Consider the following 13084-nt stretch of genomic DNA (forward strand, 5'->3'; position numbering starts at 1 on the left):
CCGATAGGCTTGCAACACAAGATGAAGGCAATTGCGGGCTTTTTCAAGCCCGCAGGCGGCCGGTCATCCCAACCACCTGCATTTTGAGCGGCTTAGGCAGGCATTTGACGCTTGTTGATCACAGAGTCGATCAGGCCGTATTCGGCTGCACGCTCGGCGCTCATGAAGTTGTCACGTTCGGTGTCGCGCTCAATGGTTTCGAGGCTCTGGCCAGTGTGATGAGCCAGCAACGAGTTCAGGCGCGAACGAATGTGGAGGATTTCCTTGGCATGGATGTCGATATCCGACGCCTGGCCCTGGAAACCACCCAATGGCTGGTGAATCATCATCCGCGAGTTAGGCAGGCAGTGACGCTTGCCCGCGGCGCCACCGGCCAACAGGAAGGCACCCATGCTGCAGGCCTGACCGATGCAGATGGTGGAGACGTCAGGCTTGATGAACTGCATGGTGTCGTAGATCGACATGCCCGCAGTCACCGAACCGCCAGGTGAGTTGATGTACAGATGGATATCCTTGTCCGGGTTTTCCGCTTCAAGGAACAACAGCTGCGCCGCGACCAGGTTGGCCATGTAGTCTTCAACGGGGCCGATCAGGAAGATGACGCGTTCCTTGAGCAGACGCGAGTAGATGTCATAGGCACGTTCGCCGCGGGCGGACTGCTCGATAACCATCGGGACCAGGCCGCCTGCGGCCTGGATGTCAGAGCTCTGCTGATAAAAAGAATTGCGGGACATGTCTCGCAGTCACTCCCAAATAGTTATGTCTTGAATACGCATAAGCCAGCACGAAGGCTGGCTTATGGGTGTTTATTTCTTACCGCAGAACCATCAATCGGCTTGTGGAGCTTCCACCGGCTTGACCGCTTCTTCGTAAGAGACCGCTTTATCGGTCACGCTAGCTTTCTGCAGAACAGTATCCACAACTTGTTCTTCCAGCACAACCGAACGGACTTCGTTCAGTTGCTGGTCGTTCTTGTAGTACCAGGACACGACCTGCTCAGGCTCTTGATAGGCCGAGGCCATTTCCTGGATCAGCTCACGAACGCGGGCTTCGTCAGGCTTGAGCTCGAACTGCTTGACCACTTCGGCAACGATCAGGCCCAGCACGACGCGGCGCTTGGCCTGCTCTTCGAACAGCTCGGCCGGCAGTTGGTCCGGCTTGATGTTGCCGCCGAACTGCTGAACAGCCTGCACGCGCAGACGGTTCACTTCGTTGTCCAGCAGGGCCTTTGGCACTTCGATCGGGTTGGAGGCCAGCAGACCGTCCATGACCTGGTTCTTGACCTTGGACTTGATGGCCTGGCGCAGCTCGCGCTCCATGTTCTTGCGAACTTCGGTGCGGAAACCTTCCAGACCGGTTTCCTTGATACCGAACTGGGCGAAGAACTCTTCGTTCAGCTCAGGCAGTTTCGGCTCGGAAACGCTGTTGACGGTCACGGTGAACTCGGCGGCTTTGCCAGCCAGGTCCAGGTTCTGGTAATCCTCGGGGAAGGTCACGTTCAGAACGCGCTCTTCACCGGCCTTGGCGCCAACCAGGCCGTCTTCGAAGCCAGGAATCATGCGACCGGAGCCCAGTACCAGCTGGGTGGCCTTGGCGGAACCGCCAGCGAACACTTCACCGTCGACCTTGCCGACGAAATCGATGTTCAACTGGTCTTCGTTCTGGGCAGCACGCTCGGTCACTTCGAAACGGGTGTTCTGCTTGCGCAGGATGTCCAGCATCTTGTCCAGGTCGGCATCCGACACGTCAGCGCTCAGGCGCTCGACAGCGATGGACTCGAAACCGGCAACCGTGAACTCCGGGAACACTTCGAACGTGGCGACGAATTCCAGGTCCTTGCCTTTTTCCAGCACTTTAGGCTCGACGGACGGTGCGCCGGCCGGGTTCAGCTTCTGCTCGACGACCGCTTCGTAGAACGAAGACTGGATCACGTCGCCCACGGCTTCCTGACGCGCATCAGCTTCGTAACGCTGACGGATCACGCTCATTGGCACTTTGCCTGGGCGGAAACCTGGGATTTTGGCCTTTTGGGCAGTCTGCTGCAGACGCTTGTTGACCTGAGTCTCGATGCGCTCAGCCGGCACGGTGATGCTCATGCGGCGCTCAAGAGCAGAAGTATTTTCAACAGAAACTTGCATGGATATTCCTCGTTGCACAGACGTTGGCCGGGCGTTTCCGACCCCAGAATCAAGGGCATGCATTCTAGTAGGTCAAACTCAAGAAGTCACCCTACTGAAAACGCGCTGGAAACAGGCGCCGGATTTAGGGCGGGGCAAACGGTCATGCCCCACCCGGATTGCAAATACAGTCGATTCAGTCCAAGGCTCTGCGCCAACGCTTCTATATATAGAAGCCGCTTCTCCGGTCGCGCAGCGCCCCGCCCCACAAGGAGACCAACGGGCATACCGCGCATCATCACGAAACACATTCGTGACAAACCGACCGCTGCGCACAACCGCAAAAACAGTACCGACGCCAAACACAGAACCACTGAAAACAAAAACGGCGCAGCCCCTTTCAGGTACTGCGCCGTTTTCTGCTATTTAAATAGCCACTTGTATGGTGCGGACGGAGAGACTCGAACTCTCACACCTTGCGGCGCTGGAACCTAAATCCAGTGTGTCTACCAATTCCACCACATCCGCGTATCAAGCTTTTAAAGCAAAGGCGCCAGATTGTTAGATCTGGCGCCTTTCTAGAATATGGGGTGGACGATGGGGATCGAACCCACGACAACGGGAGTCACAATCCCGTGCTCTACCAACTGAGCTACGCCCACCATATTGCCTTGTTGCCTTACTTGTGCCAAAGCTGCCTAATTGGCGCACCCGGCAGGACTCGAACCTGCGACCATCCGCTTAGAAGGCGGATGCTCTATCCAGCTGAGCTACGGGCGCCTTTTTAATCTGTATTCTTGGACGATTACAAACTAAGTGCTTTCAGTTTTGCCGAGTTGAAACAACCAACTCCGCTCCACCTTCTTAACCAGTGCTAGGCTGTGCCCGACAAGTGCGACGAATGTTATAGACGGCCTGATAGGTCGTCAACTCTTTTTTAAAAAAAATTCATTTAATTAAAGGGGTTAGGGGAATTTGCAGACCAAGCGCCTTTGCCCTCACGCCCCGGCATGCGAGAATGCGTTCTCTTTTTTTCCCCTCTCGATGGTTAACCACGCGCAATGACTGCACAACTTATCGACGGCAAATCGATCGCCGCCAGCCTGCGCCAGCAGATCGCCCAACGAGTCACCGAGCGCCGCCAGCAAGGCCTGCGTACGCCCGGCCTTGCGGTGATCCTGGTCGGCAGCGATCCTGCCTCTCAGGTTTATGTCTCGCACAAGCGTAAAGACTGTGAAGAGGTCGGCTTCCTTTCCCAGGCCTACGACCTGCCTTCCGAAACCACCCAGCAAGCGTTGGCCGATCTGATCGATCGCCTGAACGACGACCCGAACATCGACGGTGTTCTGCTCCAGTTGCCGCTGCCTGAACACCTCGACGCCTCCAAACTGCTGGAGCGTATCCGCCCGGACAAAGATGTCGACGGTTTCCATCCTTATAATGTCGGCCGCCTGGCCCAACGCATCCCACTGCTTCGTCCCTGCACCCCCAAAGGCATCATGACCTTGCTGGAAAGCACTGGCGTGGACCTGTATGGCCTCGATGCCGTGGTGGTGGGGGCGTCCAACATCGTCGGCCGCCCGATGGCCATGGAGTTGCTGCTGGCCGGCTGCACCGTGACCGTGACCCATCGCTTCACCAAGGACCTGGCCGGCCATGTCGGCCGTGCCGACCTGGTGGTAGTGGCCGCCGGCAAACCCGGGCTGGTCAGGGGCGAGTGGATCAAGGAAGGCGCCATCGTCATCGACGTGGGCATCAATCGCCAGGACGACGGCAAGCTGGTGGGCGACGTGGTCTACGAGACCGCCCTGCCCCGCGCTGGCTGGATCACCCCGGTACCCGGCGGCGTAGGCCCGATGACCCGGGCCTGCCTGCTGGAAAACACGTTGTACGCGGCCGAGACGCTGCATAGCTGATCGACGCGCCAACAAAGACCCTGTGGGAGCGAGCTTGCTCGCGATAGCGGTGGACCGGCCAACATCCAAGTTGACTGACACACTGCCATCGCGAGCAAGCTCGCTCCCACAGGTGTTTCCGGGGCCTGGACTTAGCCGCCAGGTATCGATCGCGCAAACTACAAGATTTTCAGATTCGATTCGCCAGAATCGCCCTTCATTAAACTTTATTTATTCACAAGCCTTGGCGATACAGGCATATAGCGCTGCTATCGCCCATACTCCTAAAATGCGACGTTTTCTTTAAAAGTCGTTGCTCAACGGCACCTTCAACTCCATCGAGTCTACTCGCGTGAAAATCCGTCTTTCGATCATCAGCCTGTTCATCGCTTTCACAGGCCCCTTCATCACGCACAATGCCGTTGCACAGGAAACCATCGCGGCCCCTCGGGATTCAGCCAAGCTGCAAGTGGCCTCGGGCAGCGCGATGCTGTTGGACCTGCAGACGGATAAAGTCGTTTATTCGAGCAACCCGGACGTGGTGGTGCCTATCGCTTCGGTGACCAAGTTGATGACCGGCCTGATTGTGCTGGATGCCAAACAGAACCTGGATGAATACATTTCCATCACCATCGCCAACACCCCAGAGATGAAGGGCGTGTTTTCCCGGGTCAAGCTCAACAGCGAACTGTCGCGCCGGGACGTACTGCTGATCGCCCTGATGTCTTCGGAAAACCGCGCCGCCGCCAGCCTCGCCCACCACTATCCGGGCGGCTATGCGGCATTCATTGCCGCCATGAACGCCAAGGCCAAGGCATTGGGCATGACCAGCACTCATTACGTCGAACCCACGGGCCTGTCGATCAACAACGTCTCCACCGCCCGGGACCTGACCAAGCTGTTGATCGCCGCCCGCAAGTACCCACTGCTGAGCGAACTGAGTACGACCAAGGAAAAGACCGTTACCTTCCGCAAGCCTGTGTACAGCCTGGGATTTCGCAACACCGACCACTTGGTCCACAAGGCCAACTGGGATATCCAGTTGACCAAGACCGGCTTCACCAACCAGGCCGGCCACTGCCTGGTGCTGGTGACGAAAATGGGCAATCGCCCGATGGCGCTGGTGATCCTCGACGCCTTTGGCAAGTACACGCACTTCGCTGATGCCAGCCGGATTCGTAGCTGGGTGGAAACCGGAAAAAGCGCCGCCGTGCCCGCGGTGGCCCTGCAATACAAGGCCGCCAAGAATCTCAAGAGCCGCCAGAGTGGCGTGGTGGAAGCCTCCAAATAATTCAACGGCACAAAACTGTGGGAGCAAAGCTTGCTCGCGATAGGGATAGGCCAGTCGACAATGCCGTTGACTGGCCTGCCACCATCGCGAGCAAGCTTTGCTCCCACAGGTTATTTATGGCTTCAAGTCACCCAGCGGATCATAGGGTTTGGGCTTGCGCTCATCCTTCTTGTCCAGGGGCGCCTTGGCCGGCCCTACCGGGTCGACCTGGGGATCCTCAAGGTCCGGCGAATCCGGATCGAACCCCAGGTCATCACCGCTGGAATGCTCTGATGAATGTGGCCCCGTAGGTGTTTTCGACTGTGCCATGCGTGCCTCCTCCAATCACGGTCGGAAAAATCCCCAACCCTGACGATAAGAGCCTCAAGCCCGCGGGGTCGTGCCCGACAAGTGACGAACGGGACGCTCGATCAATGCGCAGCGCCCAGGGCCTTGGTGGCCCGCGCCGCGGCTTGCTCCTGCCCTGCCCCACCCAGATCAGCCGCCGCTTTCAGCCAGCGCTGCGCGTCGACATTGGCGGGAAGCTGCGTGGGTCGCTGGACCAGCACCGCCCAGCCGCCGGCGCTCTGGAAGGCCGACTCGAAGGCACTGAAGCTCATCAACTGCCGCCGGTTCATGCCTGCACGCAGCAACACCGTCTGCTTCTGACGGTTGTAGCCGGCGAGAATCCCATACCGAGGCGCGGCCCAGAACGCCGAACCGTCGATATAGCGCACCAGCACCGGATAGCCCGCCGCGACCTGCTCCAACAGCGCAGGCAGCTTGGCGTCCAGGGGATACACCAGCAGCCCGTACTCTCGTGCCAGGGTGGGCATATTCTGCTGCAAATCGGCTTCGCCACCGGGCAGGTGCAATGGTTTTTCCAACAACCCCGGGGTGATCACAGTGCCTTGCAACGTCAATAAGGCGGCCAGGGACTGCGGAGCCCCCTGGTACATTTCGCCACGGTAGAACGGCACGCTATTGAGCTCCACCCGCTCGGGCAGGCGCTGGATCTGCGGCGATACGCTGCCCGCGCAACCCGCCAGGGCGACGAGGCAGGACACCGCCAGTACCAGTGATCGAAACGATGAAATGACCGGCGACATGACGACTCTCTTGTTCAGGCACCCGGCATCCGGGCCGGGCTTGGGTCGACGATCATAAGGTGCGCACAGCCCTGGGTATAGTGATAAGCATCGTTTTACGGCGGCAATAGAACGAACCGATCCGAACCCCAACGCCATGGATCGATCAGTTGCAACACTTGAGCGACTAGACTGTCCATTGTACTGGGTGCGATATCCCGAACCGGGGATAGAAGGAGGCACGAATGAGCCTGACCACGACAATCCTGATGCTGATATTCGGCTGGCTGAGCGTAGCCACGGCCATGCTGTGGGGAGTGCTTCGAATCGCTCGGCGCCATCATCATGCGCCACCTGCGCCATCGGAAAAAGCCGCCAAACCTGCCCGGCGCCACGCCGCCGCACACTGACCCTTCACGTTCAAACCCATAACGCTCAAATAAAAAAAGCCACCCGGGCCTGGACCCGGGTGGCTTCTGTCTGCCTGGAATCAGGCGTTGTCGGCCAGCGCCTTTTCCTTGGCCCGACGGGACAACATGTTCAACACCTCGATCGCCGCCGAGAACGCCATGGCCGCATAGATATAGCCTTTCGGTACATGGGCGCCGAAGCCTTCGGCGATCAGCGTCATGCCGATCATGATCAGGAAGCCCAGGGCCAGCATGACCACCGTCGGGTTGTCATTGATGAACTTGGCGAGCGGTTCAGCCGCCAACAGCATCACCAGCACCGATACGACGACGGCGATGATCATGATCGGCAAATGCTCGGTCATGCCCACGGCGGTGATGATGCTGTCGATGGAGAACACCAGGTCCAACATCAGGATCTGACCGATGGCCGCGGCAAAGCCCAGGGTCACGCCGGACGTGGCCGACTTGGGATCATTTGGCGCAGGATCCATGCTGTGGTGGATTTCAGTGGTCGCTTTCCACAGCAGGAACAGGCCACCGGCGATCAGGATCATGTCTTTCCAGGAGAACGCCTGGCCCAGGATTTCGATGACCGGTTCGGTCAACTGCACAATGAAGGCAATGGTGCTCAACAAGCCCAGGCGCAGGATCAGCGCCATGCCGATACCGATCCGCCGAGCCTTGGCACGATGCTGTACGGGCAGCTTGTTGGTCAGAATCGAAATGAAGATCAGGTTATCGATGCCTAGCACGATTTCCATCACGACCAGAGTCGCCAGGGCAATCCACGCGGTGGGGCTGGCGGCGAGCTGTAAAAGATAATCCATGGGTCAGTCCTGACTGATGTGACGCGTTAGATGGTTTTGGTAGGGGTTTGTGTTTCGTCAGCTTCGTCCGCCGGCTCTTTCTTCGGGCTGATCAAGCCACCGGTGGCTTCGCTGATCGCCTGTTCGGCGGCCTTGTGGGTCTCGTCGATGGCCTGCTTGGCGGTTTCCGCTGCCTGTCCCATCAGTTGCTGGGCACTTTTTTCAGCCTGTTCACAACCTGCCAGTGTCGTTACGGACATCACCAACAGGGCTGCCAGCCCCAGGGATTTGTATGTCATGGAATCAATGCCTCTTGGGAGAATAAAAGGAGCACGAAAAGTGGCCCACCAATGGCGAGGCATTCTAGAGACGCGAATACTTCAGGAAAATTCGTATTTTCAGCGGTTATACTTCGGTTTTTACGAAGCAATGTGATCCCATGCTCAATTATCGACAACTGCATTACTTCTGGGTGGTGGCGAAAACCGGCAGCATCGTGCGCGCGTGCGAGCAGTTGAACCTGACGCCACAAACCATCAGCGGTCAGATTTCCCTGTTCGAGCAGACGTATAACATCAAACTGTTTCGCCGTGTCGGGCGGCAGTTGGAACTGACCGAAGCCGGCCGCCAGACGCTCCCCTACGCCGAACACATGTTCCAGTTGGGCGGCGAACTGGAACTGATGCTGCGGGCCCAGCCCAACGAACAACAGACCCTGTTCCGGGTCGGGGTGGCGGATGTGGTGCCCAAATCCATCGTCTATCGACTGCTGGCGCCGACCATGGAGTTGAGTGAGCCGCTGCGCATCACCTGCCGCGAGGACAAGCTCGAACGGCTACTGGCGGACCTGGCGATCCAGCGTCTGGACCTGGTGATTTCCGATAGTCCGATGCCGACTCACCTGGACATCAAGGGCTACAGCCAGAAACTGGGGGAATGCGGGATCAGTTTTTTCGCCACCGCCGCGCTGGCCGAACGCTACGGGCAGGATTTCCCCCATGGCCTGCATGACGCTCCGCTGCTGATTCCCGGGCCGGAGACCGTGGTGCGCAGCCGCTTGCAACGCTGGTTCGCCGAACAACAGATCCAGCCGCGCATCGTCGGCGAATTCGACGACAGCGCACTGATGCAGGCCTTCGGTCAATCCGGCAGCGGGATTTTCATCGGCCCGAGCGTGATTGCCGAAGAGGTCAAGCGCCAATACGGCGTAGAAGTGATCGGCCAGACCGATGCGGTGAGTGAGTCCTTCTACGCCATTTCCGTGGAACGCAAGGTCAGCCACCCCGGCATCGTCGCGATTGCCGAAGGTGCGCGTCGCGAGTTGTTCAGCACTTAGCCATCCATGCAAGTCGCACGGGGCTTGACGGTCATCAGCAGCAACGCCAGCAGAATCGACACAAAGATGAACCCGGCTGCAGCGAACCCGACACTGTCCAGGCCCAGGTTATCGATGACTCGGCCACCAACCATCGCCCCCAGGCCAATCCCCAGGTTGGCCCCGGCAATGTTCAACGAGGCGGCAAACGCCGGCGCCTGCGGGGCCGCCTTCATCAGCCGCACATGACTGACCAGGAACAAAGCGGCCTGGGTCACGCCCCAGATGCCCATCGCCGCCGCCAGCGCGAGGGGCGAATGAATGCTCGGCACCAACGCCACCATGCCGCCGATCAGGAACAGGCAGAACACCATCGACGCAATCAACGGATGCCGGTCCACCGCACGGCCGCCCAGGGAATTGCCCAGTAGCCCGACTGCACCAAAGCCCATCAGGCACCAGCCCACCAAGGTGCCATCGAATCCGGCGAGGCGCTCGAGGATATCCGCCAGATAGGTGTAGGCGGTGAACATGCCGCTGAACACCAGGATCGACAACAGCACGTGCCCCTGCATCAGTGGGCTGCGCAGGATCTTCAATTGGGAGCGGAAGCTCACCTGATGCTGGTGCAAATTGGTTTTCGGCAAATAGATAAACAGCAACAAGGCCTTGGCGAAGGCAATGACCGCCAGGATCGCAAACGCGCTGCGCCAGCCAAACGCATCGGCAATCAACGTGCCCACTGGAATGCCGAACACCGTGGCGCAGACGATGCCGAAGCCGATCCGGGCGATGGCCCGCCCGGCCAGCTGCGGCCCGACAATGTCCACCGCCGTTTCACTGGCCAGCGCCCAGAACACCGGCAGGCCCAGGGCCGGGATCAACCGGGCAATGGCCATCACCCAGATGTTGGGGGCGAAGGTGGCCAGCAGGTTGGCCAGGCCGAACATCACCAGCACGCTGATAAACAGCTTGCGCCGCTCGAAGCGAGCGAACCAGGCCGTCAGGAATGGCCCGAAGGCCGCTACCGTAAACGCGAACAACGTCACCAGCAGCCCCGCCTGGGGAATGGTGACGTGCAGGTCGCGGGCAATGGACGGTAACAGGCCAACGATGACGAATTCCGTGGTCAGCACGGTAAAACCGGCGGCCGACAACAGGAAAATGGGTAACAACATGCAGAACTCCAGCAAAACGACGACACCAGCGTTAGCCGGAGGCCCGCTGGCGGAAAGAAAGTGAGAGCGACAAAGCCTAACAGAATGCGTGCGTCATACAAACGCTCGGCATGACCCGGATAAGGGTGACGGACTGTCACAGGTCCGTCAGATTTTTCATCGGCTGTGATAAAGTCCGCGGCCTGCAAATGCCCTACTTTCTCTCGGTCCGCTCATGTGGCCTGCCCGCTTGTTGCCCTGATTCGTCGACCGTTGAACACAATAAAATCAGAGATGCCGCTATGACAGCTTCGTCCGTTACCCCTTTGCAACGCCTCAAACGCACCAGCCTGGTGACGCAAATCATCATTGGCCTGATCGCCGGTATTGTCCTGGCATGGCTGGCGCCCGACCTGGCGAAATCCACCGCGTTCATTGGCAAGGTCTTCGTGTCCGCACTCAAGGCCGTGGCGCCGATTCTGGTGTTCGTGCTGGTCATGGCGTCCATCGCCAACCACAAGCACGGCCAGGAAACCCATATCCGCCCCATCCTGTTTCTCTACCTGCTGGGCACCTTCGCCGCGGCGGTGGTCGCGGTGGTTGCCAGTACGCTGTTTCCGTCCAGCCTGGTGCTGTCGACCCAAGACGTCGCGGTCACAGCGCCCGGAGGCATCAGCGAGGTGCTGCAAAGCTTGCTGCTGAGCGTGGTGGATAACCCGGTCCGGGCGCTGATGGACGGTAACTTCATCGGCATCCTGGCCTGGGCCATCGGCATGGGCATCGCCATTCGTCATGCGGGCCAGACCACGCGTACCGTGCTCGAAGACCTGTCCAACGGCGTGACCGTGATCGTGCGCCTGGTCATCCGCTTCGCCCCGCTGGGGATCTTCGGGCTGGTGGCCTCGACCCTGGCCACGTCCGGCTTCGGCGCCCTGCTCGGCTACCTGCAACTGCTCACTGTACTGATCGGTTGCATGCTGTTCGTGGCGTTGGTGGTCAACCCACTCATCGTGTTCTGGAAACTGCGTCGCAACCCTTACCCACTGGTGTTCACCTGCCTGCGGGAAAGTGGCATCACGGCGTTTTTCACGCGCAGTTCGGCGGCGAATATTCCGGTGAACCTGGAACTGAGCAAACGCCTGGGCCTGCACGAAGACACCTATTCGGTGTCGATCCCCCTGGGCGCGACCATCAACATGGCCGGCGCCGCCATCACCATCACCGTACTGACCCTGGCGGCCGTACACACCCTGGGTATTGTGGTGGACGTGCCAACCGCCGTGCTGCTGAGCGTTGTCGCCGCCATTTGCGCGTGCGGTGCATCCGGGGTGGCCGGCGGTTCGCTGTTGCTGATTCCCCTGGCGTGCAGCCTGTTTGGCATTCCCAGTGAGATCGCCATGCAAGTGGTCGCGGTGGGCTTCATCATCGGTGTCCTGCAGGACTCGGCGGAGACGGCGTTGAACTCGTCGACGGATGTGCTGTTCACGGCGGCGGCGTGCCTGGGTGAGGAAGAGAAGCTCGCCCGTACGGCGTGACAATTGCTGTGGCTGTGGGCTTGTCATCGCGAGCAGGCTCGCTCCCACAGGGGCAGCGGCGCTCACACAATAGCCGCTACGCCACCAATTCTTTGTGGGAGCGAGCTTGCTCGCGATAGCGGCGCCGAGGATGTAACAGACAGCCACAAAAAAGCCCGGGAACGGCCCACACCGTCCCGGGCTTTTTCATGCCTGCGGGGTTAGAACGCGCCCATGTAGTCGCGCTTGCCCACTTCCACGCCATTGTGGCGCAGCAATGCATAAGTGGTGGTGACGTGGAAGAAGAACTGCGGCAGGCCGTAGGTCAGCAGATAATTCTGGCCGCTGAAGCGCTTCTCCTTCGGCGTCCCCGGGCGGGTAACGATTTCGATGCCTTCCTTGCCATCGATCTGCGCAGGGCTGATGCCGTCGATAAAGGCCAATACCTTGGCGATCAGGGCTTGCAGCTCAGCGAAAGTGGTCTCGCTGTCCTCATACTTCGGCACCTCGACCTCGGCCAGGCGGGCGGACACACCCTTGGCGAAATCCACCGCGATCTGCACTTGGCGCACCAGCGGGAACATGTCCGGGTACAGGCGGGCTTGCAGGAAAGCATTCGGGTCGATGTTCTTCGCGGTGGCGTGGGCTTCAGCCTTGTTCAGAACATCGCTCAACGCGTTGAGCATCTGCTTGAAAACCGGGACGGAAGCGGCGTACAGGGAAATAGTCATGGCAATCTCATGCAGGTGGCAGGAAAGAATGATCAAACGGCTGCGATTATAGCCACGCCTTGTTGCACGGCTTGTCTTTTATTACGCAAGGATTAGGCTAGGCGGCTTCCACAGCATAGGGAACGCGCGATGAGCATCGAAGAACAACAGCAGGCTGAAGAACCACGGCTCAATAGCACGGAAATCCGCATCCTCGGCGCGCTGGTCGAGAAACAGGCCACCAACCCCGAGACCTACCCGTTGACGCTCAACGCCCTGGTACTGGCCTGCAACCAGAAAACCAGCCGCGAACCGGTGATGAACCTCAACCCGGGCCAGGTCGGCCAGAGCCTGCGGGCGCTGGAAGGTCGCGGTTTCACCAAGCTGGTGATGGGCAGCCGCGCCGACCGCTGGGAGCATCGGGTCGACAAAGCCCTGGAGCTGGTGCCGGCCCAGGTGGTCCTGATGGGCCTGCTGTTCCTGCGTGGCCCGCAAACGGTCAATGAGCTGTTGACCCGCAGCGGACGGATGCACGACTTCGAAGACGCCGAACAAGTGGTGCACCAGCTCGAACGTCTGATCGCCCGCGGCCTGGCGTTGCTGGTGCCACGCCAGGCCGGCCAGCGCGAAGACCGTTATGTGCACGCCATGGGTGACCCGGCGGACGTCGAAGCGATTCTCGCCGCCCGCCAGCACCCGGTGGAGCGTGGCGCCGGCGGCAGTGTCTCGCTGGAACGCATCGAGGAGCTCGAAGCGCGGATCGCGGCACTGGAAGAACGCCTGGCGCGGCTGGAGTAGC

14 protein-coding genes and 3 tRNA genes are annotated in these 13084 nt (G+C 59.7%); 6 read left to right on the forward strand and 11 right to left on the reverse strand.

Annotated elements, in window-relative coordinates; genetic code table 11:
- Positions 1–92: 92 nt before the first annotated feature.
- The 5 genes from clpP to AO356_RS01770 form a co-directional block, all read right to left on the reverse strand.
- The gene (gene clpP / locus AO356_RS01750) at positions 93–734 is read right to left on the reverse strand and encodes an ATP-dependent Clp endopeptidase proteolytic subunit ClpP (RefSeq protein WP_003183177.1); all 642 of its coding nucleotides are present in this window, start codon (positions 732–734) and stop codon (positions 93–95) included.
- 93 nt (positions 735–827) lie between these two features.
- Positions 828–2138 carry a trigger factor gene (tig, locus tag AO356_RS01755; protein WP_060738324.1) on the reverse strand — a complete coding sequence of 437 codons (1311 nt, stop codon included), beginning with the start codon at positions 2136–2138 and terminating at the stop codon, positions 828–830.
- Between the two features lie 422 nt (positions 2139–2560).
- Positions 2561–2645: transfer RNA gene (locus tag AO356_RS01760), tRNA-Leu, on the reverse strand.
- Positions 2646–2703: 58 nt separating this feature from the next.
- Positions 2704–2779: transfer RNA gene (locus AO356_RS01765), tRNA-His, on the reverse strand.
- Positions 2780–2820: 41 nt separating this feature from the next.
- Positions 2821–2897 (reverse strand) — tRNA-Arg (locus tag AO356_RS01770).
- A 281-nt stretch (positions 2898–3178) separates the two neighbouring features.
- On the opposite strand from AO356_RS01770, the gene folD reads away from it, so the two are divergent.
- Both folD and pbpG read left to right on the forward strand, forming a co-directional pair.
- Entirely contained in the window at positions 3179–4033 is an 855-nt protein-coding gene (gene folD, locus AO356_RS01775) for a bifunctional methylenetetrahydrofolate dehydrogenase/methenyltetrahydrofolate cyclohydrolase FolD (protein WP_053120836.1), read from the forward strand.
- A gap of 331 nt (positions 4034–4364) precedes the next feature.
- Positions 4365–5303, forward strand: a complete 939-nt coding sequence (gene pbpG / locus AO356_RS01780; protein ID WP_060738325.1) for a D-alanyl-D-alanine endopeptidase — start codon at positions 4365–4367, stop codon at positions 5301–5303.
- A gap of 114 nt (positions 5304–5417) precedes the next feature.
- Here pbpG and AO356_RS01785 read toward each other — a convergent pair whose 3' ends face one another.
- Positions 5418–5612 (reverse strand): DUF6021 family protein, encoded by a 195-nt coding sequence (locus AO356_RS01785; RefSeq protein ID WP_060738326.1) that lies wholly within the window; start codon positions 5610–5612, stop codon positions 5418–5420.
- 101 nt (positions 5613–5713) lie between these two features.
- Positions 5714–6391, reverse strand: a complete 678-nt coding sequence (locus AO356_RS01790; protein WP_060738327.1) for a hypothetical protein — start codon at positions 6389–6391, stop codon at positions 5714–5716.
- A gap of 224 nt (positions 6392–6615) precedes the next feature.
- Between AO356_RS01790 and AO356_RS32780 the strand changes: the two genes are divergently transcribed.
- Complete coding sequence (locus AO356_RS32780; RefSeq protein ID WP_170842391.1) at positions 6616–6780, forward strand: hypothetical protein; 165 nt, start codon at positions 6616–6618, stop codon at positions 6778–6780.
- Positions 6781–6860: 80 nt separating this feature from the next.
- Here AO356_RS32780 and AO356_RS01795 read toward each other — a convergent pair whose 3' ends face one another.
- Complete coding sequence (locus AO356_RS01795; RefSeq protein WP_060738328.1) at positions 6861–7610, reverse strand: TerC family protein; 750 nt, start codon at positions 7608–7610, stop codon at positions 6861–6863.
- A gap of 26 nt (positions 7611–7636) precedes the next feature.
- Positions 7637–7888, reverse strand: coding sequence for a hypothetical protein (locus AO356_RS01800; protein ID WP_060738329.1), 252 nt, complete (start codon positions 7886–7888; stop codon positions 7637–7639).
- A gap of 140 nt (positions 7889–8028) precedes the next feature.
- Between AO356_RS01800 and nhaR the strand changes: the two genes are divergently transcribed.
- Entirely contained in the window at positions 8029–8925 is an 897-nt protein-coding gene (gene nhaR, locus AO356_RS01805) for a transcriptional activator NhaR (RefSeq protein WP_060738330.1), read from the forward strand.
- Here the strand turns inward: nhaR and AO356_RS01810 are convergent.
- Positions 8922–10082, reverse strand: coding sequence for an MFS transporter (locus AO356_RS01810; RefSeq protein WP_060738331.1), 1161 nt, complete (start codon positions 10080–10082; stop codon positions 8922–8924). The genes nhaR and AO356_RS01810 overlap by 4 nt on opposite strands.
- A 281-nt stretch (positions 10083–10363) precedes the next feature.
- Between AO356_RS01810 and sstT the strand changes: the two genes are divergently transcribed.
- Positions 10364–11596 (forward strand): serine/threonine transporter SstT, encoded by a 1233-nt coding sequence (sstT, locus tag AO356_RS01815; protein WP_060738332.1) that lies wholly within the window; start codon positions 10364–10366, stop codon positions 11594–11596.
- A 200-nt stretch (positions 11597–11796) separates the two neighbouring features.
- Here sstT and AO356_RS01820 read toward each other — a convergent pair whose 3' ends face one another.
- The gene (locus AO356_RS01820; protein ID WP_060738333.1) at positions 11797–12306 is read right to left on the reverse strand and encodes a DUF1993 domain-containing protein; all 510 of its coding nucleotides are present in this window, start codon (positions 12304–12306) and stop codon (positions 11797–11799) included.
- A gap of 129 nt (positions 12307–12435) precedes the next feature.
- Between AO356_RS01820 and AO356_RS01825 the strand changes: the two genes are divergently transcribed.
- Positions 12436–13083 carry a YceH family protein gene (locus AO356_RS01825; RefSeq protein ID WP_060738334.1) on the forward strand — a complete coding sequence of 216 codons (648 nt, stop codon included), beginning with the start codon at positions 12436–12438 and terminating at the stop codon, positions 13081–13083.
- Position 13084 lies beyond the last annotated feature (1 nt).

The organism is Pseudomonas fluorescens (assembly GCF_001307275.1).
In the GTDB taxonomy this organism is placed as follows: domain Bacteria; phylum Pseudomonadota; class Gammaproteobacteria; order Pseudomonadales; family Pseudomonadaceae; genus Aquipseudomonas; species Aquipseudomonas fluorescens_AA.

Excerpts from the sequence above, each read along its gene's own strand:
- sstT (WP_060738332.1), top strand. The coding sequence starts at position 10,364 with ATGACAGCTTCGTCCGTTACCCCTTTGCAACGCCTCAAACGCACCAGC.
- AO356_RS01795 (WP_060738328.1), bottom strand. The coding sequence starts at position 7,610 with ATGGATTATCTTTTACAGCTCGCCGCCAGCCCCACCGCGTGGATTGCC.
- AO356_RS01825 (WP_060738334.1), top strand. The coding sequence starts at position 12,436 with ATGAGCATCGAAGAACAACAGCAGGCTGAAGAACCACGGCTCAATAGC.
- folD (WP_053120836.1), top strand. The coding sequence starts at position 3,179 with ATGACTGCACAACTTATCGACGGCAAATCGATCGCCGCCAGCCTGCGC.
- AO356_RS01820 (WP_060738333.1), bottom strand. The coding sequence starts at position 12,306 with ATGACTATTTCCCTGTACGCCGCTTCCGTCCCGGTTTTCAAGCAGATG.
- tig (WP_060738324.1), bottom strand. The coding sequence starts at position 2,138 with ATGCAAGTTTCTGTTGAAAATACTTCTGCTCTTGAGCGCCGCATGAGC.
- AO356_RS01790 (WP_060738327.1), bottom strand. The coding sequence starts at position 6,391 with ATGTCGCCGGTCATTTCATCGTTTCGATCACTGGTACTGGCGGTGTCC.
- AO356_RS01785 (WP_060738326.1), bottom strand. The coding sequence starts at position 5,612 with ATGGCACAGTCGAAAACACCTACGGGGCCACATTCATCAGAGCATTCC.
- AO356_RS32780 (WP_170842391.1), top strand. The coding sequence starts at position 6,616 with ATGAGCCTGACCACGACAATCCTGATGCTGATATTCGGCTGGCTGAGC.
- nhaR (WP_060738330.1), top strand. The coding sequence starts at position 8,029 with ATGCTCAATTATCGACAACTGCATTACTTCTGGGTGGTGGCGAAAACC.
- clpP (WP_003183177.1), bottom strand. The coding sequence starts at position 734 with ATGTCCCGCAATTCTTTTTATCAGCAGAGCTCTGACATCCAGGCCGCA.
- AO356_RS01810 (WP_060738331.1), bottom strand. The coding sequence starts at position 10,082 with ATGTTGTTACCCATTTTCCTGTTGTCGGCCGCCGGTTTTACCGTGCTG.
- AO356_RS01800 (WP_060738329.1), bottom strand. The coding sequence starts at position 7,888 with ATGACATACAAATCCCTGGGGCTGGCAGCCCTGTTGGTGATGTCCGTA.